At 72.4% G+C, this 24,386-nt stretch carries 25 protein-coding genes; 9 read left to right on the forward strand and 16 right to left on the reverse strand.

Annotated features, from left to right (window positions below; genetic code table 11):
- Positions 1-70: 70 nt before the first annotated feature.
- Positions 71-1,081, reverse strand: a complete 1,011-nt coding sequence (locus F1721_RS31740; protein WP_150070523.1) for an Acg family FMN-binding oxidoreductase — start codon at positions 1,079-1,081, stop codon at positions 71-73.
- Between the two features lie 161 nt (positions 1,082-1,242).
- Here F1721_RS31740 and F1721_RS31745 point away from each other — a divergent pair, with 161 nt between their 5' ends.
- Positions 1,243-2,127 carry a universal stress protein gene (locus tag F1721_RS31745; protein ID WP_150070524.1) on the forward strand — a complete coding sequence of 295 codons (885 nt, stop codon included), beginning with the start codon at positions 1,243-1,245 and terminating at the stop codon, positions 2,125-2,127.
- 24 nt (positions 2,128-2,151) lie between these two features.
- Here the strand turns inward: F1721_RS31745 and F1721_RS31750 are convergent, their stop codons facing one another.
- Together F1721_RS31750 and F1721_RS31755 are read right to left on the reverse strand one after the other, a co-directional pair.
- Entirely contained in the window at positions 2,152-2,820 is a 669-nt protein-coding gene (locus F1721_RS31750; protein ID WP_150070525.1) for a DUF5134 domain-containing protein, read from the reverse strand.
- A 2-nt stretch (positions 2,821-2,822) separates the two neighbouring features.
- A complete protein-coding gene (locus F1721_RS31755) occupies positions 2,823-4,160 on the reverse strand; it encodes a PepSY-associated TM helix domain-containing protein (protein ID WP_150070526.1) in 1,338 nt (445 codons plus the stop codon).
- Between the two features lie 154 nt (positions 4,161-4,314).
- Between F1721_RS31755 and sigC the strand changes: the two genes are divergently transcribed.
- The 3 genes from sigC to F1721_RS31770 all read left to right on the forward strand — a co-directional run bounded on the left by sigC (position 4,315) and on the right by F1721_RS31770 (position 6,692).
- Positions 4,315-4,860, forward strand: coding sequence for an RNA polymerase sigma factor SigC (gene sigC / locus F1721_RS31760; protein WP_150070527.1), 546 nt, complete (start codon positions 4,315-4,317; stop codon positions 4,858-4,860).
- 34 nt (positions 4,861-4,894) lie between these two features.
- Complete coding sequence (locus tag F1721_RS31765) at positions 4,895-5,599, forward strand: zf-HC2 domain-containing protein (protein WP_246155429.1); 705 nt, start codon at positions 4,895-4,897, stop codon at positions 5,597-5,599.
- A 160-nt stretch (positions 5,600-5,759) separates the two neighbouring features.
- Positions 5,760-6,692, forward strand: a complete 933-nt coding sequence (locus F1721_RS31770) for a DivIVA domain-containing protein (protein ID WP_150070528.1) — start codon at positions 5,760-5,762, stop codon at positions 6,690-6,692.
- On the opposite strand, the gene F1721_RS31775 is transcribed toward F1721_RS31770, so the two are convergent.
- Positions 6,689-7,297, reverse strand: a complete 609-nt coding sequence (locus tag F1721_RS31775; RefSeq protein WP_150070529.1) for a TetR/AcrR family transcriptional regulator — start codon at positions 7,295-7,297, stop codon at positions 6,689-6,691. The two genes, F1721_RS31770 and F1721_RS31775, sit on opposite strands and share 4 nt — an antisense overlap.
- A gap of 96 nt (positions 7,298-7,393) precedes the next feature.
- Here F1721_RS31775 and F1721_RS31780 point away from each other — a divergent pair, with 96 nt between their 5' ends.
- The 3 genes from F1721_RS31780 (at position 7,394) to F1721_RS31790 (ending at position 10,945) form a co-directional block, all read left to right on the forward strand.
- Positions 7,394-8,803: a DHA2 family efflux MFS transporter permease subunit gene (locus tag F1721_RS31780; RefSeq protein ID WP_211840713.1), complete on the forward strand. Its 1,410-nt coding sequence runs from the start codon at positions 7,394-7,396 to the stop codon at positions 8,801-8,803.
- Entirely contained in the window at positions 8,800-9,669 is an 870-nt protein-coding gene (gene mca, locus F1721_RS31785) for a mycothiol conjugate amidase Mca (RefSeq protein WP_150070530.1), read from the forward strand. Before F1721_RS31780 ends, mca begins: the two co-directional genes overlap by 4 nt.
- Positions 9,670-10,006: 337 nt before the next feature.
- The gene (locus tag F1721_RS31790; protein WP_150070531.1) at positions 10,007-10,945 is read left to right on the forward strand and encodes a phosphotransferase enzyme family protein; all 939 of its coding nucleotides are present in this window, start codon (positions 10,007-10,009) and stop codon (positions 10,943-10,945) included.
- On the opposite strand, the gene F1721_RS31795 is transcribed toward F1721_RS31790, so the two are convergent.
- The 10 genes from F1721_RS31795 to F1721_RS31840 form a co-directional block, all read right to left on the reverse strand.
- The gene (locus F1721_RS31795; RefSeq protein ID WP_150070532.1) at positions 10,932-11,753 is read right to left on the reverse strand and encodes a bifunctional allantoicase/(S)-ureidoglycine aminohydrolase; all 822 of its coding nucleotides are present in this window, start codon (positions 11,751-11,753) and stop codon (positions 10,932-10,934) included. The two genes, F1721_RS31790 and F1721_RS31795, sit on opposite strands and share 14 nt — an antisense overlap.
- 153 nt (positions 11,754-11,906) lie before the next feature.
- Complete coding sequence (locus F1721_RS34645) at positions 11,907-12,053, reverse strand: hypothetical protein (protein WP_170301667.1); 147 nt, start codon at positions 12,051-12,053, stop codon at positions 11,907-11,909.
- Between the two features lie 369 nt (positions 12,054-12,422).
- Positions 12,423-12,830, reverse strand: a complete 408-nt coding sequence (locus F1721_RS31805; RefSeq protein WP_150070534.1) for an Hsp20/alpha crystallin family protein — start codon at positions 12,828-12,830, stop codon at positions 12,423-12,425.
- Positions 12,831-12,906: 76 nt separating this feature from the next.
- Positions 12,907-13,803 (reverse strand): MIP/aquaporin family protein, encoded by an 897-nt coding sequence (locus F1721_RS31810; RefSeq protein WP_150070535.1) that lies wholly within the window; start codon positions 13,801-13,803, stop codon positions 12,907-12,909.
- 100 nt (positions 13,804-13,903) lie between these two features.
- Positions 13,904-15,865 carry an elongation factor G gene (locus F1721_RS31815; protein WP_150070536.1) on the reverse strand — a complete coding sequence of 654 codons (1,962 nt, stop codon included), beginning with the start codon at positions 15,863-15,865 and terminating at the stop codon, positions 13,904-13,906.
- Between the two features lie 141 nt (positions 15,866-16,006).
- On the reverse strand, positions 16,007-17,197 hold the full coding sequence (locus F1721_RS31820) for an MFS transporter (protein WP_150070537.1): 1,191 nt from the start codon (positions 17,195-17,197) through the stop codon (positions 16,007-16,009).
- Positions 17,198-17,322: 125 nt separating this feature from the next.
- Positions 17,323-17,943 carry a phosphatase PAP2 family protein gene (locus F1721_RS31825; RefSeq protein ID WP_170301670.1) on the reverse strand — a complete coding sequence of 207 codons (621 nt, stop codon included), beginning with the start codon at positions 17,941-17,943 and terminating at the stop codon, positions 17,323-17,325.
- Between the two features lie 214 nt (positions 17,944-18,157).
- On the reverse strand, positions 18,158-18,703 hold the full coding sequence (locus tag F1721_RS31830) for a hypothetical protein (RefSeq protein ID WP_150070539.1): 546 nt from the start codon (positions 18,701-18,703) through the stop codon (positions 18,158-18,160).
- A gap of 69 nt (positions 18,704-18,772) precedes the next feature.
- A complete protein-coding gene (locus F1721_RS31835; protein ID WP_211840716.1) occupies positions 18,773-19,678 on the reverse strand; it encodes a bile acid:sodium symporter in 906 nt (301 codons plus the stop codon).
- Positions 19,679-19,806: 128 nt separating this feature from the next.
- Positions 19,807-20,370 carry a type 1 glutamine amidotransferase domain-containing protein gene (locus tag F1721_RS31840; RefSeq protein WP_150070541.1) on the reverse strand — a complete coding sequence of 188 codons (564 nt, stop codon included), beginning with the start codon at positions 20,368-20,370 and terminating at the stop codon, positions 19,807-19,809.
- A gap of 137 nt (positions 20,371-20,507) precedes the next feature.
- On the opposite strand from F1721_RS31840, the gene F1721_RS31845 reads away from it, so the two are divergent.
- Entirely contained in the window at positions 20,508-21,086 is a 579-nt protein-coding gene (locus F1721_RS31845; protein WP_150070542.1) for a TetR/AcrR family transcriptional regulator, read from the forward strand.
- 107 nt (positions 21,087-21,193) lie between these two features.
- Positions 21,194-21,955, forward strand: coding sequence for an SDR family NAD(P)-dependent oxidoreductase (locus F1721_RS31850; protein WP_150070543.1), 762 nt, complete (start codon positions 21,194-21,196; stop codon positions 21,953-21,955).
- A 36-nt stretch (positions 21,956-21,991) separates the two neighbouring features.
- Here the strand turns inward: F1721_RS31850 and F1721_RS31855 are convergent, their stop codons facing one another.
- Both F1721_RS31855 and F1721_RS31860 read right to left on the reverse strand, forming a co-directional pair.
- Complete coding sequence (locus tag F1721_RS31855; protein WP_150070544.1) at positions 21,992-23,380, reverse strand: sugar porter family MFS transporter; 1,389 nt, start codon at positions 23,378-23,380, stop codon at positions 21,992-21,994.
- A 66-nt stretch (positions 23,381-23,446) separates the two neighbouring features.
- Positions 23,447-24,328: an SIS domain-containing protein gene (locus F1721_RS31860; RefSeq protein WP_150070545.1), complete on the reverse strand. Its 882-nt coding sequence runs from the start codon at positions 24,326-24,328 to the stop codon at positions 23,447-23,449.
- Positions 24,329-24,386 lie beyond the last annotated feature (58 nt).

Genomic DNA, 24,386 nt, shown 5'->3' on the forward strand with positions numbered 1-24,386 from the left:
TTAAAACGGTACCAGCGATGCTCCGCGGGGCGTCAACGCAGGTGCCGCGCGTTGGCGTCCACTTAGGACTTCAGCCGCTGTGGTTCGGCGCGAGTTCGCCGGTCACGACGTCCTCCAGGGGGTGCCGCGGGGTGGCGGGCACGGGGGAGCCGTAGCCGATGCGCAGCACGATCTGCGGCCACAGGCCGCCGCCGATCAGCTCGCGTAGCTCCCGGCGGGTGGCCGGGACCTCGACCACCTGCGAGAGGAACGAGCTGGCCAGCCCGTGCGCCGTCGCGGTCAGCAGGACCCGCTGCATGGCCATCCCCGCCTGCAGCTGCGCGTGCCGCGAGTCCTGGAAGGAGCCGAGCACGCAGATCAGCGGCTCGGGTTCGAAGTCCTTGCCCGCCACGCGGGTGCGCGCGGTGCCGCCGCTGAAGTCGCGCAGCACGAACTCGTCCTGCGGTTCCGGGGCCGGGCCGCTGCTGCGGGCCGGGACACCTTCGCGGATGCCCTCGGCGCGGCCGGTCCAGCGCTGCCACTCGGCCACGAAGTCCGGGTCGTCGACCTGCACCTGGTGCGCTCGCCTGCTCAGCTCGCGCAACACCTGGCGCTGCGGCGGGTCCAGGACGGCCAGCCAGCCCCGCTCGACCTCGGCCGCCTGCCGGAGCTGCGCTTGGAGCTCGGTGGGCACCGGGTCGTGGTGGAAGGGCTTGCGGTTGGTCCGGCGCCGCGGGATCGCCGCGGCCAGCTCCCGCTCCACCGGCGTGGCGGGGCGCCGCGCCGACGGGCGCACGGACGCCAGCAGGTCGGGGTGCGACTGCTCGGGGAACGGGCGGACGTCCGGGATGGTTCCGCTGGCGCGGATGGCCAGGCGCAGGTTCAGCAGGGCCGCGCCGCAGGCCAGCACCAGCTCGCGGTGATCGGGGTCGGCGACGTCCATCGCCCGCGAGGTGTCGGCGTGCAGCTCGATCGCGCTCGGCGTGCAGTGGAACCGCCAGGGCTGGGAGTTGTGCAGCGACGGTGCGGCGGTGGCCGCGACGAGGGCGTCCCGGACCTCGGCGGCGGTCAGGCCGCCCACTGGCGTGATGGTCGTGTTCATCGTGGCCCCTCCGTCGCCGCGCTGCTCTTCCAGCCTGTCGGCGCGATCGCGGGCGGAGGTAGAGCCGATGGTCACTGCCCCGGCCGCCGGTGACGAAGTGCTCTGACCACCCGGTGCCGCGGTGGCGCAGCCTGGAACGGAGCTCGGCGGAAGGGGGCGGCATGTCCGAGGCGGGCGGCAAGGAGGTCGTGGTGGGCTTCGACCTGGGGGAGGCGTCCCGGCGCGCGGTGCGGTGGGCGGCGCGGGAAGCCGCCGGTCGCGGTCGGCCGCTGCTGCTGGTGCACGTGCTGACCTGGCCGTTCGAGGAGCACACGGCGATCCGGGTGCCGGGGGAGGGCGACGTGTCCGAACCCCTGCAGCAGGCGTTGCGGCGCGAGCTCGCCGACCTCGCCGAGGAGTGCCAGCGGATCGATCCGGACCTGCCGGTGCGCAGCGAGCTGCCGTTCGGCGATCCGGTCCAGGTGCTCGGCGGGCTGGCCGCCGACGCCGAGCTGCTGGTGCTCGGCGGGCCGCGGCTGGAACCGTCGGTCGGGGTGGGCGCGACCTCGGCGGAGCTGCTGGCCAGGCGCGGTGGTGCCCCGGTCGTGGTGGTCCGCGGGGGCCGCGAGGAGCCGGACGGGGCGCCGGTGGTGGTGGGCGTGGACGGGTCGGCGACCAGCCGGGCCGCGATCGCCTTCGCCTTCGACTTCGCCTCCCGCAACCGCTGCGACCTGGTGGCCGCGCACGCCTGGAGCGATCTGCCGCTGGACCCGTTCGAGCGGGTGTCGCAGTGGGAGCTGCCCTGGTCGGAGGTCCGCGAGGCGGCCGAGGAGGTGCTCGCGGAATCGCTGGCGGGCTGGGCCGAGCAGTACCCGGACGTGGCGGTCCGGCGGGTGGTCACGCCGGAGAAGCCCACGCAGGCGCTGCTGCGGGAAGCGGAGCGGGCGAGCCTGCTGGTCGTGGGCAGCCACGGCCGGGGGCGGTTCCGGCGCAGCTTCCTCGGTTCGGTGAGCCACGCGGCCGTGAACCGCGCGCCCTGCCCGGTCGCGGTCCTGCGCGCCGCTTGACAGTCCACTGAGGACGTGGGGTTCTCACGCCACGGCCAGCAGCATCGCCCCCATGCCGACGGCCATCCCGGCGTGGCAGGCCGCTTCGTAGGCGGCCGCGCGCTGCGGTCGGGTCCGGGCGTTCCTGCCGATGTCCACCGCCGCGGACAGCCACGGCAGCGAGGTCAGCACGAAGTAGCCGCCGAGCGCCAGGCACACGACGGCGACTGCGCTCGCCGGGGCGGTGCCCGGTGCCGAGGCCAGGACCCCGGCGCCCATCGAGTGGTGGTGGACGTGGTCGGACCCGGTCGGCTGGTGCGACATCAGGGCGGGCATCGCGGCCAGCATCCAGCACATCCCCGCCGCCATCACCGCGTGGTGCGCCTGCTGCCACCGGCGGTGCCCGGTGCACCAGCGGACGTTGGCGGTCAGCGCCAGGAACCAGACGACCATGGTCCCGAACACCACCAGCTGCGGGGCGACGGGGATCGCCATGCCCCACGGCCAGCACATCGCGATCATCGCCGCGCTCATGACGACGTGCCCGGCGGCGCTGATCCGCACCGCCGGGGTTCCCGGGACGTCCTGGTCCTCGACGCCCCGGGGCCAGACCGGCGAGATCGGCTCCGCCCGGACCAGCCGGTGCAGGCCCCAGAGCGCGGAAGCGGTGAACAGCGCGGTCAGGATCCAGCGGAGCAGCAGTGATTCCACCACGGTCAGACTCCCGTCGTGCGGCGCGCGCCCAGTGCGACGTCGATGGCCAGGAACAGCAGCAGGGAAGCGCCGAGCATCGGCAGCGCGTACCCGATGAACGCGGCGGCCAGGATGATCGGCGCCAGCACCCGCCCGGGGACCCGCCGCCAGGCGCCGCGCTCCGGCGGTGCGCCGAAGCCGCGCGTCGGTCTGCGCAGCCACCACATCCGGTAAGCCATGAAGACCATGCTGGTCAGCCCGATGGTCAGCGCGGCGAGCACCAGCTGGTTCGGCAGGCCGAACAGCAGCCCCATGTGCGCGTCGACGCCCCACCGGGCGAGCTTGGCCATCAGCGAGTGGTCGGCGAAGCGCAGCTCCGAGACGACCTGCCCGCTGCCCGGGTCCACCGCGACGGCGTCCAGCTGGGTGGGCCAGTGCCGCTCGGTCTGCTCGACCTTGTAGGCGCCGTCGCCGGGCGCGCTGATCTCCACCGGCCCGGTCACCCCGTGCGCGATCGCGGCGGCGTGGACCTGGTCGAAGCCGACGTCGCCGCTGGGCGGCCGCGGCAGGTCGGTGGACACCGTCGGCGTTTCCCACGACAGCGCGGAGCGCAGCTGCGTGACGTTCTCGCCCGCGAACAGCGACCAGGTCAGACCGGTCGCGGACAGGAACAGCAGACCCGCGCACGCCCACAGGCCCACTGAACCGTGCCAGGACAGCACCCGTCGGCGGCCCTTGGCGCGCAACTGGGGCGCCACCAGCGACCGGGCGCTGCTGCGCTTGCGGCGCACCCACATCAGCAGCCCGCCGAGCGCCACCACCCACAGCCAGCTGGCGGCCAGCTCGCTGTAGATCCGGCCTGCCTCGCCGAGGTGCAGGTTGCGGTGCAGCTGGGCGAGCCAGGTGCGCACCGGCAGCGACTGGCTGCTGCCGTAGGTCTCCAGCACCCCGCGGACCTCGGCGGTGTGCGGGTCGACGAACACCGTGCGGTAGTAGCTGCCGTCCACGTCGGGGTTGTCGAAGATGACCCGCGTGGTGTCGGTGGGAGTCGGTGCCGGGCGCACCGCGGTCAGCTCCGCGCCGGGCAGCGCATCGCGGGCGACGTCGATCTGGGTCGCCAGCGACTGCGTGGTCGGCCCCGGCGGCACGTGCAGCTCGTGGTCGTAGACGACCTGCTCCAGCTGCGGGGAGAAGATGTAGAGCAGCCCGGTGAGCGCGGTCACGACCAGGAACGGGCCGACGAAGACCCCGGCGTAGAAGTGCAGGCGCCGCACCAGCGGTCGCAGCGCGGGCCACCACGGCTCGTCGGACCGCTGCGGTGGCGCCGCCGGTTCCCGGGCGGTGGACTCCTCGACTGACATGCTGCTCCTTGCCCCGTTCGGCGTCGTCGCAGTAGCAGTCGTGCCGGAGGCCGCTCCGGTTCCCCGGGGTTTTCGCGGATTCCCGTCCAGGGAGTGAGAACGCCTCGTGGACAAGCGTTCTCGTCGGCGCGGTCCGGCGGTAGCCTGCGTGATCATGAGCAGCTCCGCGGTCGACGACACCCGGCTGACCGACCTCGCGTTCGCCGCGGGGCGCGGCGACCGGGCCGCACTGGAGGCGTTCGTCCGCGCCACGCAACGCGACGTGTGGCGCTTCCTGGCCCACCTCGCCGACGCCCGCAGCGCCGACGACCTGGCCCAGGAGACCTACCTGCGGGCGCTGCGCAGCCTGCCCCGCTTCGAAGGGCGCTCCTCGGCGCGGACCTGGCTGCTCTCGATCGCCCGCCGGGTGGCGGTCGACCAGGTGCGCTACGAGCGCGCGCGACCGGTGTCCCCGGTCGATGCGGCCACAGTGGACAGTCCGCGGCGCGGGTTCGAGGAGCTCGTGGAGCTCACCGTCATGCTCGACGACCTGGACCCGGAGCGGCGCGAGGCGCTGCTGCTCACCCAGGTCCTGGGGTTGTCCTACCAGGAGACCGCCGAGGTGTGCGGCTGCCCGGTCGGTACCGTGCGCTCCAGGGTCGCGCGAGCGCGGGAGGACCTGCTGGGGGACCGTCGGCGCCGATCCGAGGAAATCGGGTGAGACCGGGAACTACGGGAATGCGGGCGACGACTGGATGGACGTGGACTGTGCGCACTTTCGCGAGGGGATCTCAGCGCGGCTGGACGGCGAGGACCCGCCGATGCCCGCGGCGGAGCTCGACGAGCACCTGGCGGGCTGCGCGGACTGCCGGGAGTGGCAGCGCGGCGCGGTCGAGCTGACCCGGCGGCTGCGCGTCCGCCCGGCCGAACCGGCGCCGGACCTGGTCGGCGGCGTGCTGGCGGCGCGGCCCCACCGGCGGCGCTGGCCGCGGCTGCTGCTCGCCTGCGTGGCGCTGTGCCAGCTGCTGGTCGGGCTGGTGCAGGCGACCGGCCTGGTCGACCTCGGCCACGGCGGTCACCTGAGCGAGCACCTGTTCAACGAGAGCACGGCCTGGAACCTGGCGCTGGGCGTGGGACTGCTGCTGAGCGCGCTGCGGCCGCGGACGGCCTCCGGCCTGCTGCCGGTGCTTTCGGCCTTCCTGGTGGTGCTGACCGGGTTCAGCGTGGTCGACCTGCTCAACGACGCGGTCCCCGCCGCGCGGCTGCTCTCGCACGGGTTCCTCGTCGCGGGCCTGGTCCTGCTGATCGTGGTGCGCCGCGACCACCGCAACGCCCCGAAGCCCGGTGCTGCCGAACCGCCCGGGCACCGGGCGAGCACCGAGCGGGCCGCCGAACCGCCGGACCAGGACGGCGAGACCGAGCGCAGGCACCTCCGCCCGGTCAGCCACCACGCCGCCTGACGCTGCGCCGTTCGGCGCAGCTGGACCGGGTCCGGTGGCGCAGGGGCTTGATCTCGCGGGTCGGCTTGGGCAAGCTGTGCGGCGCAGAACGGGCGAGTCGGGGCCCGGCGCGGTGGCCGGGGATGCGTCCGGTGGAACCCGCTCGCCTGGAGGCACGCCGATGCTCACCCCCGACGACGTGCGCAACGTGGTCTTCGCCAGGGCCTGGCGCCGCGAACGCGGCTACGACGAGGCCGAGGTGGACGCGTTCCTCGAACGCGTCGTGGCGACCTTGCGCGGCAAGCCGGTGGTGACCGCGCGCGACGTGCTGACGGTCCGGTTCAGCCCGCGCAAGCGCGGTTCGAGGGCTTACAAGAAGACGCAGGTCGACGCCTTCCTGGACCAGATCGCGCTCACCTTGATGAAGCGCGAGGTCCGCGAGGACCGGAAACGACCGGTGACGCGGCGCGCCGAGCCGAAGCCCCGCCCCCAGCCGAAGACCGAGATCGTGCGGCGCAGCGAGGAGCCGAAGCAGGCCGAGCTGGTGGCCCACCCCGGCTTCGACCAGGCCGGACCGCAGCAGCCCGCGGTGGACAAGGCCGAGGTGGACGCGTTCGTGGACCGCGTCGCGGCGACGCTGCGCGGAGCCGACACCCTGACCGCGCAGGACCTGCTGACCGCCCGGTTCAACCCGCCGAAGCCCGGCCACCCCGGCTACCAGGAGGCGGGTGTGGTGGCGTTCCTGGTGATGGTGTCGGCCAGCCTCAAGCACCTGGCGCCGCGCGAACGGGCCATCCCGGCGCAGCGGATGCCGATCGCCCAGGCCTTCCGCCGGATGCCCAGCACCCCGAAGCTGACCGCGGAAGCGATCGGCAGCGTGGTGTTCAGCGAGGCGACGGCGGGGGAGCGCGGCTACGACGTGGACGAGGTCGACGCCCTGCTCGACCGCGTGGCGGCGACCCTGCGCGGGGTCGACGCGCTGACCGCCGACGAGGTGCGCTCCGCGGAGTTCCGCGAGGCCGAGGCGGGCGGGTACGACCCCGACGAGGTCGACGCCCTGCTCGACCTGGTCGCCGAGCACCTGGACGCCGCACCGGCGCCGGACCGCGCCTAGTCGGCGTCGAGCAGTCGCTGCAGCGCGTCGAAGGCTCGCGCCGCCAGGGGTTCGACCGCGGCGGCGATCTCGTCGTGGTCCTGCTCGGCGAGCGTGCGCCGCTGCACCTCGCGGAACAACGTCCGGTGCACGGCGACGACGTGCGCGGCGACCAGTTCGGCGGTGAACTCGTCGAACTCGTCGGTCAGCGCGGCCGCCAGCGGGGCTTCCCGCTCCTCGTGGATCTCCCGGAGCCTGGCCAGCAGGGTGGGGCTCCCGGTGATCAGGCGGACGAAGTCCGGACCGGCGAACCCGAGCATCGCATCGCGGCGGGCCAGGTCCGCGAAGTAGGCGCGGCGCAGCGCGGCCAGCGGTGATTCGCCGTCGCGGCGACCGGCGACGACCTCGCCGAGGCGCGCGACGAACTCCTCGTGGATGTCGAGGACCAGGTCCTCCTTGCGCGGGAAGTGGTTGGTGACGGTCATCTTCGCCACCCCGGCGGCCGCGGCCACCTGCGCGATCGTCACGTCCTCGAACCCGCGCTCGGTGAACAGCCGGGTGGCGATGTCGGAGATCTCCTGCCGCGTCTGCCGCTTGCGCCGGTCCCGCAACCCCGTCGTGCTCATGACACCCAGTTTAGACCAGACCCAGAAATTAGGCTTGACCTAATTAGTGGGTTCGACATAAGTTTCGTTCGGTCTTTCGAACGGGAGGAGGTGACCATGACGGCTCCGGTGAGCGCCCGCGCGGCGCGTTCGACCGAACGGGCGGACGCCGAGATGTGGCGCGCCGCGGGGATCTTGCTCTGCGCCGCCGTCCTGGCCGGGCTGGACGCGACGATCGTCAACGTCGGCATCGACGCGGTCGCGCGGGACCTCGGTGCGCCGCTGAGCACCGTGCAGTGGGTGATGACCGGATACCTGCTCGCGGTGTCGGTGGTGATGCCGATCTCCGGCTGGGTCTCGGAGCGGTTCGGCGCCAAGCGGACGTGGCTGTTCTCGGTGGCGGTGTTCGTCGGCGGGTCGGCGCTGTGCGGGCTCGCCTGGTCGGCCCCGGCGCTGATCGCGTTCCGCGTGGTGCAGGGCATCGGCGGCGGGATGATGCAGCCGGTCGGCCAGGCGATGGTGGCCCAAGCCGCCGGACCTTCCCGGATGGGGCGGGTCATGGCCGTGACCTCGGTGCCGGTGATGTTCGCGCCGGTGCTCGGCCCGGTGCTCGGCGGGCTGATCGTGCAGGGCCTGGACTGGCGGTGGATGTTCCTGGTCAACCTGCCGATCGGCGCGGCCGTGCTGCTGGTCGCGGTGCGCTGGCTGCCGTCGATCGGCGCCCGGACCCCGCAGAACCGGCTGGACCTGCGCGGGCTCGTGCTGATCTCGCCGGGCCTGGCGGCGCTGGTCTACGGGTTCACCGCGGCGGGGGAGGCGGGCGGCTTCACCGCGCCCGGAACGCTCGCGCCGCTGCTGCTCGGGGCGGCGCTGCTGGTCGCCTACGCGGTGCACGCACTGCGCGGTGCTGAGGTGCCGCTGATCGACCTGCGGTTCTTCGCCAGGCGGGGATTCGCCGCCGCCACCGGCAACTCGTTCCTGCTCGGGGCTTCGCTGTACAGCTCGATGCTGCTGATCCCGCTGTACTACCAGCAGGTCCAGCAGGTCAGCGCGCTGGCGGCCGGACTGCTGCTGGCCCCGCAGGCGTTCGGCACGGCGATCACCACCTACCTGGCCGGGCGGCTGACCGACCGGCTCGGACCGCGCCCGCTGCTGCTCACCGGCATCGGCGCAGCCCTGGCGGGGACGCTGGCCTTCACCCAGCTCGCGGCCGGACCACCGGGCTGGCTGCTGACCGCGTCCCTGGTGCTCCGCGGCATCGGGATGGGCCTGACCATGGCGCCCGGCATGACCGCGGTCTACCGCAGCGTGGCCCGCCACGAGGCGCCGCGAGCGGCGAGCGCGCTGAACGTGCTCAACCGGGTCGGCGGTTCGCTCGGCACAGCGCTGCTGGTCGTCGTGCTGCAGAACGGCGACCCGAATCCGGCGGCGGCGTTCGGCGACACGTTCTGGTGGGCCTTCGGCCTCACCGCGCTGAGCCTCGTCCCCGCCTTCCTGTTCCCGTCCCGAGAAGGGGAATCGACATGACCTTGCGCCTGATGAGCGTGCACGCCCACCCCGACGACGAGTCCAGCAAGGGCGCCGCGACCCTGGCCCGCTACGCCGCCGAGGGGGTGGAGGTCCTCGTCGTCACCTGCACCGGCGGTGAGCGCGGTGATGTGCTCAACGGAGCTCTGGACCGTCCGGAGATCCGGGAGAACATCGCCGAGATCCGCCGGCAGGAGATGGCGGCGGCGGCCGAGATCCTCGGCGTGCGGCAGCAGTTCCTCGGGTTCACCGACTCCGGGCTGCCCGCGGCGGGCGAGCAGCTGCCCGCCGGGTGCTTCGCGCTGGAGCCCACCGAGGTCGCGGCCGCCGCGCTGGTGGCGGTCATCCGGGAGTTCCGACCGCACGTGGTCATCACCTACGACGAGTCCGGCGGCTACCCGCACCCGGACCACATCAAGACCCACGAGGTCGCGGTCGCGGCCTTCGACGCGGCAGGGGACCCGAAGCGCTGCCCGGACGCCGGAACGGCGTGGCAGCCGCTCAAGCTCTACTACCAGGTCGCGCTGTCCCGGAAGTGGTTCCAGGCCCTGCACGAGGCGATGCTGCACCGGGGCGTCGACTCGCTGATGGGGCCGGTGCTCGACGAATGGCCCGACGACGCCCCGGAACTGGAGGTCACCACCCGCGTGCACTGCCCCGAGCACTTCGAGACCAGGGACCGCGCCGCGCTCGCGCACGCCACCCAGATGGGCCCGGACAGCCCGTTCTTCGCCCACCCCAGGGAGATCGAGCGGGAGATCTGGCCCACCGAGGACTACCACCTCGCCAGGTCGTCGGTGCCCACCGAGGTCCCCGAGCACGACCTGTTCGCCGGGGTCCGGGAGGTCAGCGCCAGGTCATCTTGATCTCGCGCTGGAACTCGACGTACCCGGCGCGGCGGGAGGCGCGTTGTCGAGGTCGACCACGTCGAGGATCCTCGGTGTGGCGTCGCCCGGTCGGCTCCACCAGGCCACGCGGGCCAGCATCCGGTCGCCGCGCAGCGCGACCCACATCGACTCCGGTCGTCGGCCAGCTCCTCGTTGAGCGTGCAGGGCAGCCGGGAGAACAGTTCGAGCTCGTCGCGCCCGGTGATCGGGCGCATGGTCACGGTCAAGGCGCGCTCTAGGAGAAGGCGGGATGACGTGCAGCCCAGTTCCCGAAGTCGCGCCGAAATCCGGTTGCGGGCCACCGGATACTGGAGCGGTGACCCCGGACGACCACCGAACCCGCACCAGGAGGGGGCTGGCCGCGGCGGTGGCCGCCGCGCGCGGCGCGGGTCTGCCGACCGCGGACCCGCAGGTCGTCTCCGAGCGGGGCAACCTGGTCGTGCACCTGGCACCGGAGCCCGTCGTCGCCCGGGTCGCCACCTCGACCGCGTGGACCCGCAGCGACCCGTCGGCCTGGTTGGCGCGGGAGGTCTCCGTCGCCGCGCACGCGGCCCGGCGAGGAGCAGCGGTCATCCCGCCCGCGCCGGGCGTGGATCCGGGGCCGCACCAGCGCGACGGGTTCTGGGTGAGCTTCTGGACCTACCTGCCGTGCTCGCCGCAGCGGGCGGATGCCGAGTCCTGCGGCGAGTCCCTGGCCCGGTTGCACCTCGCGCTGGCCGATTACCCGGACGAGCTGCCGTGGTTGACCCCGGTCCGGGACCAGATCCAGGACGGTCTCGCGGCGCTGGAGCGCGAGCACGTGCTGTCTTCAGCCGAGCTGAAAGCCCTGCGGGTGCGGCACGAGGCGGTGCTCGCCGAGGTGGACGGCATCGGCGGTCCGGCTGCGGTCCTGCACGGCGATGCCCATCCGGGGAACCTGCTGCTGGCGGACGGGCGGTGGCGGTGGGCGGACTTCGAGGAGTCCTGCCGCGGTCCCCGGGAGTGGGATCTCGCCGTGCTGGCCGGGAACTTCACCTCCGACGCTCCCGCCGCACTCCGCGCATACGCCGAGGTGATCGGAGAAAGTCCTTGCCGGACAACGGATCTCGCCCCGTTTCGCCGGGCGCGTGAGCTGGAAGCCGTGGTGTGGTTGCTGGGCATGGCGCACCTGCACCCGGACAGGTACGCGGCTCGTGCGCGCAGTGCGCTGGCCGAGCTCTTGGACCGGCCCGGCGGATCGCGCCGCCGGGCCACCACTTCGATCAGGTCAGCTTGATCTGGCGGTTGACGTCCTTGTACAGCAGGTAGCGGAACTTGCCGGGGCCACCGGCGTAGCAGGCCTGCGGGCAGAAGGCGCGCAGCCACATGAAGTCACCGGCCTCGACCTCCACCCAGTCGTCGTTGAGCCGGTAGACGGCCTTGCCCTCGAGCACGTAGAGCCCGTGCTCCATCACGTGCGTCTCGGCGAACGGGATCGCCGCACCCGGCTCGAACGTCACGATGTTGACGTGCATGTCGTGCGAGAGGTCGTTCGGGTCGACGAACCGCGTGGTCGCCCACCGGCCGTCGGTGTCGGGCATCGGAGTCGGCTCGATGTCCTGCTCCTGCACCGCGAAGGCCTTCGGCGTCGGGATGCCCTCGACGAACTCGTAGGCCTTGCGCACCCACTGGAAGGTCGCCACCGCGTCGGAGGTGTTGGCCACCGACCAGTTCGCGCCCGGCGGCAGGAAGGCGTACCCGCCCGGGGTCAGCTGGTGCTTCTCGCCCTCGATGACCACGTCGAGGTTGCCGGTGAGCAGGAACAGCACCGACTCCACGCCGCTCTCCGGCTCCGGCTGCGCGCTCCCGCCGCCCGGTCCGACCTCGACGATGTACTGCGCGAACGTGGTGGCGAACCCGGCGATGGGGCGGGCGAGGATCCACGAGCGGGTGTTGTCCCACCCCGGCAGGTTGCTGGTGACGATGTCGCGGAGGACACCGCGAGGGATGACGGTGTACGCCTCCTTCACGATGGCGCGGTCGGTCAGCAGCGTCGTCTGCGACGGCAGGCCACCCTCGGGGGCGTAGTACGTCGGCTCGCTCAACTTGCAACTCCTGTCCTGATCGACGTTCGCACGCTGCCGCGCAGGCGTGCCGGGTGCGCCGCGCTCGGAGCGTTCGAGACGTCCACAGAGTAAGGCCCCGAGCCCGGAATGGACAGCCTCAATTCGTCACATTGACGAGCCCGTGACCCGCACCTAATCGGTTTGGCTGATCAACCCCGCCGACCCCGCGCGGGCGTCGATCTCGGAGCCGTGCTGGTCAGCCCAGTCGGCCACCGCGGACAGCGGCACGAGCAACCCCCGCCCGAGCTCGGAGAGCGAGTACTCCGCGCTCGGCGACACCGTGGGTGCACCGTCCGCGCCGCGAGCGTCCCGCTCCAGCGCAGTTCTGGCGCTGCGCGGCAGAAGGCTGGCTGGACTTCTCCACGCGTGCAGTCCAGCGCATCGCGGGACGCCCGTATGCTGACGACCGGCTTCTTCTCGGCCCAGCGAGAGTCCCTGCTCGGCTAACTGGTCGTGAGTGCGTAACAGCGTTCGAACACCGTTACGCACTCATGACCCGAGCGAGGTCTACGGAAGTCCACATCGGACACTTTGCGATGGCCGCCGGAGCTCGCTCGGGCGTTGCGGCGGTTCAGATGGCTTGTGGCGCAGGGGGAATCGGGTCATCCGGGGTGGCGCGGGAGTTGCGCCGCCCCGGGTGGTGGGTGGTTACTTGCCCTTGCGGGATACCGGGATCTCCTTGCTGACCTCGGTTTCCCTCCGGGGCATGCGGATGGTGAGGATGCCCGCTTCGTACTCGGCCTTGATCTCGTCGGTGTTGCAGCTCATCGGCAGCAGCATGCTGCGGCTGTAGGTGCCGTAGTAGAACTCGCTGTGCCGTTCGGTGCGCTCCTCGTGCTTGCGCTCGGCGTTGATCTTGAGCTGGTTGCCCTCGACGTTGATGTGGATGTCCTCGTCCGGGTTCACGCCCGGCAGTTCGCAGCGGATCACGAACTCGTCGCCCTCGGTGAAGGTCTCCACGCGCATCGCGTGGCGCTCGCCGAAGGGCCATTCGCTCTCGAACATCTGGAAGATGTCCGCCAACCCCATGCTCGGCCGCGGCAACAAGCTGGTCATGGTGCCCTCCTTGGCGAAGAGACTCGGAAGCACACCGCGCGAGTACCCGCGCCCGGCTGCGGCTAACCGGTGCCGATCACTCCGCGGGCGGCGGCTGGTCGCTCGTGCGGCCGGGTTCCGGTGCGGTGCGGGCGGCGACCACGTGGCCGATGAACAGGTCGTAGACCACCGCGCCGATCACCGCGCCGACCAGCGGGCCGACGATGGGGATCCAGAAGTACCAGCTGAACCACTGGTAGCTGCCGGGCAGCGCGATATCACCCCAGCCGGTCAGGAACGTCCACAGCCGCGGTCCCAGGTCGCGCGCCGGGTTGATCGCGTAACCGGCGTTGGGGCCGAAGGTCAGGCCGATGGCGGTGACCGCCATGCCGATCAGGAACGGGCCCAGGTTGGCCGCCGGTGCCGTGTTGCGCGCGTCGATGAGCGCGAAGATCAGCAGCACCAGCACCGCGGTGCCCACGACCTGGTCCAGCAGCGGTCCCCACCACGACCCGGCGAAGTACTTGGCCGGGAAGGTGGCGAAGATGGCGAAGGTGTCCAGCGACTGGTTCCGGGACAGCCCGGCCTTGGCGTTGAACGCGTCGATCGCCCAGCTGTAGGTGGCGAACACCAGGGCCGCGGCGACGAACGCGCCGACCAGCTGGGCGAACACGTACGGCACGACCTTCCGCCACGGGAAGGCCCGCCGCACCGCGAAGGCCAGCGTCACGGCGGGGTTGATGTGCGCGCCGCTCACCCCGCCCGCCACGTAGACGCCGAACACCACCGCGAAGCCCCAGCCGAAGGCGATGATCAGCCAGTTCGCGGGCCCGAACGCGTCGGACTGGCGGCCGGACCCGGGCAGCCCGGCGACCGCGACCGCCACCGAGGCGCAGCCCAGCAGGATCAGGACGAACGTGCCCAGGAACTCGGCGAGCAGTTCGCCCCCGAGCCCTTCTCGGTAGCCGTGACGGCGTTGCCCTTGCTCAGCCATCGGTCGCTCCAGGAAACGAGTAGGTAATCGCCTGCGGAGCCGAGCCGAACCCCCATCGCTCCACGGAGTGTAGGTCCGGCCGGGGCCGCCCGCCGGGCGGTCAGCCGGTGCGCCGGGCCACCCGCAGCAGGTACTCCTCCCGGTCGAGCGGGTTGTGGTCGGCGCGCGGCCGGACCGGTGGCTCCCCGCGCACCGGCGCGTAGCGGGCGAACCAGGTCTCCAGCACGCCTTCGCCGCGGGTGAGGCCGGGCAGCCTCTGCTGCAGCTCGTGCACGCGGGCAGCGGGCAGTTCGCCCTCCACCACGGTCGACGCACCGCGCGTGGTGGTCGCCTGCGGCACCCCCTGCGACCGGGCCACCGCGGGGGCCACCGCGCTGAGCGCATCCGCGGGGATGTCGAGGCGGAAGTGGTGCACGGGTTCGTGCACCGCCGTTCCGGCCCGGCGCAGCGCCGTCATCAGCACCAGCGGGGTGAGGTTCCGGAAGTCGCCCGCCGTGCTCGACATGCTCTTGTCGAACGTGCCGTGCGCCCGGCTCTGCCGCGCCCAGTAGCCGGAGTGCGTCATGGTCACCACGCAGTCGCCGACCTGCCACCCGCGCAGCCCCTGGCGCAGCGTGCTCAGCACCGCCTCCTCGACCGCCTTGAAGAAGGCGGGCGGCATCGAACCGAGCTCCACGCCCAACCGGAAGTCCACCCCGGCGCCGCTGGTCGCGGGCTCGACGCGCAGCCCCACGGTGGCCAGGAACGGGTTGTGCGGCTCGCCGATCACCTCCACCGCGGTTCCAGCGCCGAGGGGGCGTTCCACGCAGATGGTGACCGTGTCCCGGAAGTCGACGTCGATGCCGTACTCCGCGGCCAGCGTCGCCTGGACGACCTCCTTCTGCACCTCGCCGTACAGCGAGACGGAGATCTCCTGCCGGACGTCGTCCTGCCGCAGGTCGATCAGCGGGTCCTGCTCGGCGAGCTGGGTGAGCGCGACGTGCAGCGCGCCCCGGTCCGCGCGGCGGCGGGGGACGACCACGGCCTCCAGCGTCGGCGGCGCGAAGTGCTGGTCGGGGCCGCGGCGCGGCGTGCCGATCGCATCACCGATGCGGACCTCGCCGAGCCCCCACAGCTTGCCGATCCGCCCTGCGCTCACCGAGTCGCAGTGCGTCGTCCCGCCGCGGTCGAAGACGCTGATCGCGGTGACCTTCTGCTCCGCACCGCTGCGGCCGGGCAGCCGATCGCGGGTGCGCAGGGTGCCGGAGAACATGCGGGCGTAGGCGATCTTCTCCCCGGCGGGACCGCGCTCGACCTTGAACACGGTCCCGGAGGCAGGACCGTCCGCATCGCCTTCAGCGGCCGGGAGCAGTTCCGCGATGCCCGCGATCAACTCCGCGACACCGGCACCCGTGGTCGCCGAGCCGCAGTAAACCGGGTGCACCAGCGCCCGCTTGGCCTGCTGCACCAACGCATTTCGGAGTTGCGAGGGCGGTATCGGTTCGTCGCCGACGTAGGCGGCCAGCAACGCCTCGTCGTGCTCTGCGAGCACGTCCACCGCGACCGCGACGTCCGAGGAGACCGCCGCATCGCGGGTTCCGGCATCGACAGCGCTGGTCATCGGGACGATCGCCGGTGTCAGCTTCGCCGCGACGTCGCGCAGCACCTGGTCGACCCGGGCCCCGCTCCGGTCGATCTTGTTGACGAAGACCAGCGTCGGGATTTGCAGGCGCTGGAGGGTCCGCATCAGCACCCGGGTCTGCGCCTGGACGCCTTCGACGGCGGAGATCACCAGCACCGCACCGTCGAGGACGCCGAGCACCCGCTCCACCTCGGCGATGAAGTCCGGGTGACCGGGGGTGTCGATCAGGTTGACCGCGACGTCGGCGACGACGAAGGAGACCACCGCCGACTTGATGGTGATGCCCCGCTGCCGTTCCAGGGCGAGGGAATCGGTCCGGGTGTCGCCGCGGTCGACGCTGCCGAGCCGGTCGGTGACCCCGGCCGCGTGCAGCAGCCGCTCGGTGAGGCTCGTCTTACCGGCGTCGACGTGGGCCAGGATCCCCAAGTTCAACGTGCGCACGAAGTTCCACGTCCTCTGCGTAGGTGGTGATGACCTGCGGGCAGGACGTGGCTGTGCGCATGCTGTGCTCCTCCCTCGTCGAATCGGGCCCGGACAGTGCAGCAGGAGTCGGCAGCGGAGGGCAACTGGTTTTCGGCGCGATCAGGCCGGTTGCCGGAACGGGTGGGCGCGGGCGATGAGCACCGCCGCGACCACCAGCGGCAGCACCCCGGCGAGGATCGGGACCTGGATGCCCGCGACGGTCGCCAGCGCTCCACCGGCGAGCGCGCCCAGCGCTTCGGCCGCGCGCCCGACCGTGAGGTAGGTGCTGTTCACGCGGCCGAGCATCTCCGCGGGGGAGCGGCGTTGACGGAGGGTCAACGAGGTCACGTTGAACATGGCGAAGGCGCCGCTGCTGAGCACCAGCGCCGCAGCGGTCCAGTACACGTTGCTGGTCAGCCCGAGCACGAGGTGCGCGGAGGTCATGATGAGCACGGTCGCGCTCAGCACGCGCAGCGGCCCGAGCCTGGCCGACACCCGCGCGCAGAACGCACCGGCCACGACCCCGCCCAGCGCGCCGAAGGCCAGCAGCAGGCCGTAGACCTCGGCGCCGAGTCCGAGCACCCGCGTCACGTACAGCACCAGCAGCGCCAGGAGCGCGCCGTCGGCGACGGCGACCAGGCCGACGGCCAGGACCATGTTCCGGACCGGGCGGTCGCCGCGCAGCCAGCGGAAACCTTCGCGCAGATCCCGAACCACGCCGACCGCACCGGGCTGGCGCGGCCGGGCGGCGAACACCGACGGCAGGGTCAGCAGGAGCAGGGCGGACAGGCCGAGCCCGCCCGCGTTGAGCCCGAACGGCAGCGCGGCCGCGACGCCGAAGGCCCAGCCCCCGACCGCCGGTCCGGCCAGTTCGTTGCCGACCAGCCGACCGGCCATCAGCCGTCCGTTGGCGCGTTCCAGGCCGTTCGGGTCGACCAGCCGCGGCGCGGCCGTCGCCGCTGCGGTGTCGCGCACCAGCTCGCCCGAGCCGGTGATGAACGCGGTCAGGTAGATCAGCGGCAGGTTCACCGCGCCCGCCACCACCGACACCGACAGCACGGCGATCGCCAGCGCGCGGACCACGTCGACCGCGACCATGATCCGCCGCAGGTCGTAGCGGTCGACGACGGCGCCGACCCCCGGCCCGGCCAGCAGCCACGGGACCTGCTGCACGGCCGTCACGGCGACCACCGCGGCCGGTGCATCGGTGACCTGCAACGCCAGCAGCGGGAACGCGGCCAGGCGGACCCCGTCGCCGAAATCGCTGAGGAACGCCGACAACCAGTACCGGGAGAAGTGGGTGCCGAGCATGCTCACCCCCTCCAGGTCCGGCGTTGTCGCCGGATCTTAGCGGCGCCGGTCACCGGCCGCGTCCGGCGAACCGGTGCAGAAGCGGGGCGGACCGGAAACCGGCCCGCCCCGCGGCGCAATCGGTGTCAGAGGCGCGGAATCCGCACCGTCGGCTGCTCGGCCGCGCTGACCGCGGCGGGTTTCGCCCGGTACATCGGCAGTTTCTCGACCAGCTGCGTCGCCGTCCGGGACAGCAGCAGCACCAGCACCGTCGAGACGAGCGCGCCGAACAGGAATCCGACCAGCACGTCGTGCGGGTAGTGGGCGCCGACGAAGACCCGGGAGAACGCCGTGCCCATCCCGAGGAGCAGCGCCGGGATTCCCAGCGCCCGCCAGGCCGCGAAAACGCCGAGAGCGGCCGCACCGGCGATGACCGAGTGGTTGCTGGGGAAGGACCAGTCGCCCGGTGGCGGGCACGCGACGATGGTGCTCACCTGCATCGCGCGGCACGGCCGCTCCTCCGCGACCAGCACCTTGAACAGCTCGCTCAGCGAGTAGGCGACCCCCACGCCCACCACGCCGAGCAGCGCGATCCCCAGCGCTCGCGCGGGCATCCGCCGTGCTCGCCAGCAGGCGAGCAGCAAGAAGCCGAAGAGCAGCACCAGCGCTGCCTCGGTGAAGAAAGCGGCGAAGCCCTGCAACCAGCCCGGAGCGTCGGCGGCGAAACCCACCACGTCGCGGTACCACTCCGCGCTGATGTCGGGCACGCCTCCGGCCGAGTCCGGATTGCTCGCTCCTGCCATTGTCCGCCCGGCGTGCACCATTGCTGCCGATCGGTGTTCGAACACGTGTTGACCTGCCATCCCATTTCGATGCCGAACCCCTCGTGGAGGGGCGATGACGACGCCGCACCGGCGGTGGCGGGGGCACGTCGGTGCACCTTCCGCGGGGGTGCGCTCAGTCGAATCCGCCGGGGCCGTCTCAGCCAGGGTAGCCAGGCGGGAGCGGGGTCGGTCGCCGCGCGCGCTCCACCCCGTCGGCGACGAACTCCGACACGGCGTGCACCGCGTGCTGCCGCAGCAGCATCACCACCACCGGGTCCGCGGACGTGCTGGTCACCCGCACGCCGTCCGGAAGCCGTTCCACCCGCAGGTCCACCTGCCGGTGGTGCGCGAAGATGGCGGCGAACAGCGGATCGTCCTGCCGGATCGCCGCGCCGCGCTGCAGCCGCGACTGCATCTGCGCGACGTGCACGCGGATCTGCTCGGCCAGGTCGGCCGCCGGGCTCGTGGTGGTCGCGCGGATGCCGTACGAGTAGTGCTCCACCTCGCGCCGGATCTCCCGGTGGCGCACCAGGAGGTCCTGGACGACCAGCGCGTCGCGCCACAGCTCGGGATCCGCCGCGTCAGGGGTGAGCATCCAGTCGGGCAGCGGGGGATTCGGCGGTGGCCGCTCGCACGCGGTGAGCAGCGACAGCGCCGCGGCCGCGGCCAGGAACTCCCGCCGTGAACAGGTTCGGTACGACATGGGCGGCCCCGTCGGAGTGTGGGTACCACCAGGGTGCGTCCGGTGCGCGCCGCGCGCCGCGCGCAGCGGTCAGCGCGTCGGCAGCAGGCGCGGGACGGCGCGCACGTAGATCACCATGCCGACGACCTCGACCAGGGTCTGGGCGACCACGACGACCGCGGCGACGGCCAGGTGGTCCGGCAGGGCGAGGGCCAGCGGCAGGACCACCAGCGAATTGCGCGTCGCCCCGGTGAACACCACCGCCCGTCCGTCCGAGGTGTCCAGTCGGAGCAGACGGGCTACGGCCATCCCGGCGAACGGCATCACCACCAGGAACACCACGTAGTGCGGCACCACCAGCGCCACGTCCGCGACCCGGCCGTCGAGCGCCGGGACCTGCGAGGCGACCACGGTCAGCAACGTCATCGCCATCAGCGGGACCATCGCGGTGCTTGCGGCCTCGGCGACCTTCCGCCCGGCGGGCCGCCGCGCCGCCCAGGCCTGCGTGGCCCAGGCCAGTGCGAGCGGGATGACGATGAGCACCAGGAAAGCTTCGAGGAACGGTCCGACCGCCACCACGTCCGAGAGCTCACGCCCCAGGAACACCAGCAGGAACACCGGGAGCAGGAGCATCTGGGCGAGCAGCAGCAGGGGAGTGGCCGCCAGCAGCCGCCGACTGCTGCCGCCCGCCAGCCCGGAGAAGACGATCACGTAGTCCACGCACGGCGTGAGCAGGACCAGCAGCACGCCCAGCCGCACGGCCAGATCGGCGGGCAGGAACGCGAACAGCACCGCCACGACCAGCGGCACCACGACGAAGTTCACCACCAGCACGGCGGCGAGGAACCGCCCGGCGCGCAGCGAACGCGCCAGCTCCGCCGCCGGAACCTGCAGGAACGTCACGTAAAGCAGGGCGCCCAGCACCGGGTTGATCAGCGGTTCGAGACCGCTGCCCACCGCGGGCGCCGCCCGGCCCAGCAGCGCACCGAGCACCATCGCGGCGAGGTAGATCCCGACCTGGTGGCGTTCCAGCGCGGCCACCACGCCCCGCTCCTGATGCACGTGCGCTCCTCCCGACCCGCCCCATTCTGGCCGTCGCCGGGGCCGGGACGGGCGCTGGGGGATCAGGTGCGCGCAGCCGGTTCGGCCGCCGCGATCAGCTCGACCAGCTTCCCGGTGAACGCGGGCAGGTCCCCCGGCTGGCGGCTGGTCACCAGGTTGCCGTCGACGACCACCTCCTCGTCGAGCACCTCGCCACCGGCGTTGCGGAGGTCCGTGCGGATGCTGAAGAACGAGGTCAGCCGCCGGCCGCGCACCACGTCGGCCTCCACCAGGGTCCACGGGCCGTGGCAGATCGCGCCGACCGGCCTGCCGGAGCCGACGAAGTCCCGGACGAAGCCGACCGCTGCGGCGTCGCGGCGCAGGTTGTCCGGGTTGATCGTGCCGCCCGGCAGCACCAGCGCGTCGTAGTCGTCCACCGCGGCGTCGGCGACCTCGCGCTCGACGGGGTACCGGTCGCCCTTGTCGATGTCGTGGTTCATGGCCTGGATCTCGCCGCGGTGCGTCGAGAGCAGCTCCACCCGCGCCCCGGCGTCCTCCAGCGCCGCGCGCGGCTGGTCCAGCTCGACCTGCTCGACCCCGTCGGCGGCGAGGATGGCCACCCGGCGCCCGCGCAGCTCCTCGGTCATCGTGCTCACCCCTCTTCCGCTGGTGTCCGGGAGCCGGTGCGGCTCCCGGGGCCCAGCGTCCGCTCCGCGGTGCGCTGTGCAAGTCGACGACCCGGTTGTATTTGATCGGTCGGTCTGGAAAGAGGTACCGTCCGGGGATGGCCAGGACCAAGGAGTTCGACCCGGACGTGGCGCTGCAGCGCGCCTTGGAGCTGTTCTGGGAACGCGGCTACGAAGCCACCTCGACCGCGGAGCTGGTGGCCCACCTGGGCGTGGCGCGGGCCAGCATCTACGCCACCTTCGGCGACAAGCGGCAGCTCTACCTCAAGGCGCTGGAGCGCTACCTGCGGATCACCGACGAGTCGGTCGTCGAAGCGCTGTCCGCGGGGTCCGCGCTGGACGGCGTGCACCGGCTCATCGACCGGTACGCGGCGAAGGCGGCCGGGGACGTCGACCGGGTCGGCTGCATGGTCGTCAACGCGGCCGTGGAGTCGGCTGCGCGGGACGCCGACGTGCAGCGCCTGGTGGAGGCGAGCTGGTCGTTCCTGGAGGCGTCGCTGACCTCGGTGCTGGCCCGCGCCCGCGCCGAGGGCGATCTCCCGGCGGACCGGGACCCGCGGGCGCTCGCCCGGATGCTTCTGGTGTTCTTCCAGGGGATTCAGGTGATGGGCCGCGCGCCCGCCGACGCCGACCGGATCCGCGATGCGGCCGCCCAGATGCGTGCCCTGCTGGGGTGAGCGGACCATTGTTGACTGATCGATCTCGAATGGTCTAACGTTCCTGCTCGACGTGAGGCGAAGTTCGCCGCAATACGAGATCGATCAGTCCATATACAGGAGCTCCCATGGTCGCCCGGTTCGACGGCAAGGTCGTGTTGGTCACCGGAGGTGCGGGCGGCATCGCCCGCGTCACCGCAGCCGCGTTCGCCCGCGAAGGGGCGACAGTGGTGGTCAGCGGGCGCAGCGCCGACCCGCTCGCCGAGGTGGTGCGGGAGATCACCGGCGCCGGAGGTCGCGCCGACCACGTCGTCGCCGACGTCTCCGATCCGGAATCGGCCGCGCGGATGGTCAGCACGGTGGTCGAGCGGCACGGTGGGCTGCACGTGGCCTGCAACGCCGCCGGGATCCTCGGCGACGCCGCCCCGGTGGCCGACCTGCCGGACGAGACCTGGTCGCAGGTGCTGGCGGTGAACCTCACCGGGGTGTTCCTGTCGATGAAGCACGAGATCGCGCACATGCGCGCGCACGGCGGCGGTGCCGTGGTCAACATCGGATCCAACATCGGGACGCAGCAGCGCCGCCCGGGGGTCGGTGCCTACGCCGCGAGCAAGGCGGGCGTCACGGCGCTGACCCGCACCGCGGCGCGCGAGCACATCGCCGACGGAGTGCGCATCAACGTCGTCAGCCCCGGCGGCACCGACACCTCGATGTCCTTCCTGCCGGGGGAGGACCGCGCGGCGCGCGATGCGCGGTTCGCGGCGGCGGTGCCGTCCGGGCGCGTCAGCACCCCGGCGGAGGTCGCTTCGGCCGTGCTGTGGCTGGCTTCCGACGACGCGGCGCACGTGATCGGGCACGAGCTGGTGATCGACGGCGGGGCCACCGCCTGAGAGGCCCGCGGCGGCCGTCCCGCGCCGGGGCGGCCGTCAGTCCCGCGCGGCGGTGGGCCAGCGGGCGCCGTTCTCCCAGTAGGTGCCGATGCTCTCCAGCGAACGGCCCTTGGTCTCCGGGGCGAAGCGGTGCACGAAGACCCAGGAGATCGCCGACAGCGCCAGGAAGATGCCGAACGTGGCGGCCCCGCCCAGCCCGTCCATGAGCGGCAGGAAGAACTGCGCCACGATCAGGTTCGCCACCAGATCGGCGGTCAGCATCAGCGACGCGCCGAGAGCGCGCAGGCGCGCCGGGAAGCTCTCCGAGGCGAACACCCACACCAGCGAGCCGAAGCCGAAGTTGAACCCGGCGGTGAACACCAGGATCGCCGCGAAGCCCCACCAGGAGCCGCCGGAGTCCAGCGAACCGGTGGCGAACACCAGGATCATGGCCAGGCTGGAGGCGATCATCGCGCTGATCCCGCCCAGCAGGATCGGCCGCCGCCCCACCCGGTCCACCACGAACAGCGAACCGATGGTGGCCAGCAGCGCCGCGCCCTGCACGATCGCGGGCAGCCCGATCACCGTGGCGTTGCCCTGGAAACCCATCTCCTCGAAGATGATCGGGCTGTAGTAGGTGATCGCGTTGATCCCGGTGATCTGGACCAGGAACCCGAGGCCGAGCACGAACAGGGTGGCCGTCGCGTACGGCTTGCGGAACATCTCGGCCAGCCGCCCGCTGCTCGTGGTCTCGATGTCCGCGCGGATCTCGGCCAGCTCGCGGTCGACGTCTGCGCCGGGATCGACCAGCCGCAGGGTGCGCCGCGCCTCCTCGTGGCGTCCTTTGAGGACGTACCAGCGCGCTGTGTCGGGCAGCTTCACCAGCAGGAACATCACCAGCACCGACGGCACCGCGGACAGCGCGAGCATCAGCCGCCAGTTCCCGGACTCGGCCAGGCTCCAGTCCACCAGGTAGGCCAGGAGCACGCCGGTCACGGTGGCGACCTGGTAGCCGACGACCAGTGCGCCGCGGATCGCCGCCGGTGCCGACTCGGCCAGGAAGATCGGCGTCACCACCAGCGACAACCCGATGCTGATGCCGAGGAAGAAGCGCGAGACGTCCAGCCACAGGATGTCGGAGACCAGCCCGGACCAGACGGCGAACACCGCGTACCCGGCCACCACGACCAGCATGGTCGCCTTGCGCCCGATCGCGGTCGCCAGCTTCCCGGCCAGCAGCGCGCCGACGATGTTGCCCGCCACCAGCACGGTGGTCACGCTGCCCTGCAGCGCCGGGGAGAGGTCCATCTCCTCGGTGATGAACAGCAGGGCACCGGAGATGTTGCCGATGTCGTAGCCGTAGATGACGCCGATCGTCGCCGCGGCCACGACGATCCGCAGCGCCAGCGGCGAGGTGACGCCCAGCGCGGGGGAGGCTCCGGACATGACACCCTCCTTGTGCGGTCTGCTTCTGGGGGAACGTTTCCGAGAGGCGCTGCGCCAGAACGGGTTTCAGGGCAGCACGACGGATCGGCTGAGGTTGCGCGGGCGGTCGGGGTCGATGCCGCGCCGCTCCGCCAGCCCGACCGCGAGCAGCTGGGCGCGGACCAGCTCGGCCATCGGATCGGCGGCGTGGTGCACGAACGCGGCGCCGGTGCGGCGGATCTCCTCGGCGAGCCCGGGTGGTTCGCCGCCGAACAGCCACGTCGCGCGCCCGGGTTCGGCGATGCTCACCGGCCCGTGCCGGTACTCCAGCGCCGGGTAGGACTCGGTCCACACCCCGGCCGCCTCGCGGAGCTTGAGCGCCGCCTCGTGCGCGATGCCCGCTGACCACCCGGTGCCCAGGAAGGTGAACTGCTGAGCTTCCAGCAGTTCTGCGGGCAGCTGCGCACTGAGGACGGCTTCCGCCTGGTCAGCGGCTTCGGTGATGCGGTGACCCAGGTGCGTGCGCAGCAGTGCGAGAGTGCTTGTGGCGAAACGGGTTTGCACGACCGACCGCTCGTCGCAGAACGACAGGTCGACCACTTCGTCGGCGGCACCGCGCACTTCGGCCGGGGTTGCGGTCAGCACGACGGTCGGCGATGTGCCGCGCACCGCGGCCAGGAGCTGGTGGACCTCGGTGGTGGTGCCGGAGCGCGTGAGGGCCACGATCCGGTCGTAGCGCCGAGACCTCGGCATCTCCGAAGCGGCGAAGGCGTCGGTGATGCCCAGGCCCGCCTGCTCCCGCAGCGCGGCGTAGGACTGCGCCATGAACCAGGACGTCCCGCAGCCGATCGCGGCGACGCGCTCGCCCGGTCGCGGCAGCACGTCGCGGACCGTCTCGGCGAGCTCGGCGGCGCGCCGCCAGCACCCGGGCTGGCTGGTGATCTCGGACAGGGTGGACGACTGCGCCATCGCGCGTTCCTCCGGACCGTCGGCGGATGAAACAGCGCGAGCTTAGGGTGATCGAAAA

The organism is Saccharopolyspora hirsuta, from assembly GCF_008630535.1.
GTDB lineage: Bacteria > Actinomycetota > Actinomycetes > Mycobacteriales > Pseudonocardiaceae > Saccharopolyspora > Saccharopolyspora hirsuta.

Bases quoted from the DNA above. Each gene is read 5' to 3' on its own strand.
- F1721_RS31740 (WP_150070523.1), bottom strand. From the start codon at position 1,081: ATGAACACGACCATCACGCCAGTGGGCGGCCTGACCGCCGCCGAGGTC.
- F1721_RS31745 (WP_150070524.1), top strand. From the start codon at position 1,243: ATGTCCGAGGCGGGCGGCAAGGAGGTCGTGGTGGGCTTCGACCTGGGG.
- F1721_RS31755 (WP_150070526.1), bottom strand. From the start codon at position 4,160: ATGTCAGTCGAGGAGTCCACCGCCCGGGAACCGGCGGCGCCACCGCAG.
- sigC (WP_150070527.1), top strand. From the start codon at position 4,315: ATGAGCAGCTCCGCGGTCGACGACACCCGGCTGACCGACCTCGCGTTC.
- F1721_RS31765 (WP_246155429.1), top strand. From the start codon at position 4,895: ATGGACGTGGACTGTGCGCACTTTCGCGAGGGGATCTCAGCGCGGCTG.
- F1721_RS31770 (WP_150070528.1), top strand. From the start codon at position 5,760: ATGCTCACCCCCGACGACGTGCGCAACGTGGTCTTCGCCAGGGCCTGG.
- F1721_RS31775 (WP_150070529.1), bottom strand. From the start codon at position 7,297: ATGAGCACGACGGGGTTGCGGGACCGGCGCAAGCGGCAGACGCGGCAG.
- F1721_RS31780 (WP_211840713.1), top strand. From the start codon at position 7,394: ATGACGGCTCCGGTGAGCGCCCGCGCGGCGCGTTCGACCGAACGGGCG.
- mca (WP_150070530.1), top strand. From the start codon at position 8,800: ATGACCTTGCGCCTGATGAGCGTGCACGCCCACCCCGACGACGAGTCC.
- F1721_RS31805 (WP_150070534.1), bottom strand. From the start codon at position 12,830: ATGACCAGCTTGTTGCCGCGGCCGAGCATGGGGTTGGCGGACATCTTC.
- F1721_RS31810 (WP_150070535.1), bottom strand. From the start codon at position 13,803: ATGGCTGAGCAAGGGCAACGCCGTCACGGCTACCGAGAAGGGCTCGGG.
- F1721_RS31820 (WP_150070537.1), bottom strand. From the start codon at position 17,197: ATGCTCGGCACCCACTTCTCCCGGTACTGGTTGTCGGCGTTCCTCAGC.
- F1721_RS31830 (WP_150070539.1), bottom strand. From the start codon at position 18,703: ATGTCGTACCGAACCTGTTCACGGCGGGAGTTCCTGGCCGCGGCCGCG.
- F1721_RS31835 (WP_211840716.1), bottom strand. From the start codon at position 19,678: ATGGTGCTCGGTGCGCTGCTGGGCCGGGCGGCGCCCGCGGTGGGCAGC.
- F1721_RS31840 (WP_150070541.1), bottom strand. From the start codon at position 20,370: ATGACCGAGGAGCTGCGCGGGCGCCGGGTGGCCATCCTCGCCGCCGAC.
- F1721_RS31845 (WP_150070542.1), top strand. From the start codon at position 20,508: ATGGCCAGGACCAAGGAGTTCGACCCGGACGTGGCGCTGCAGCGCGCC.
- F1721_RS31850 (WP_150070543.1), top strand. From the start codon at position 21,194: ATGGTCGCCCGGTTCGACGGCAAGGTCGTGTTGGTCACCGGAGGTGCG.
- F1721_RS31855 (WP_150070544.1), bottom strand. From the start codon at position 23,380: ATGTCCGGAGCCTCCCCCGCGCTGGGCGTCACCTCGCCGCTGGCGCTG.
- F1721_RS31860 (WP_150070545.1), bottom strand. From the start codon at position 24,328: ATGGCGCAGTCGTCCACCCTGTCCGAGATCACCAGCCAGCCCGGGTGC.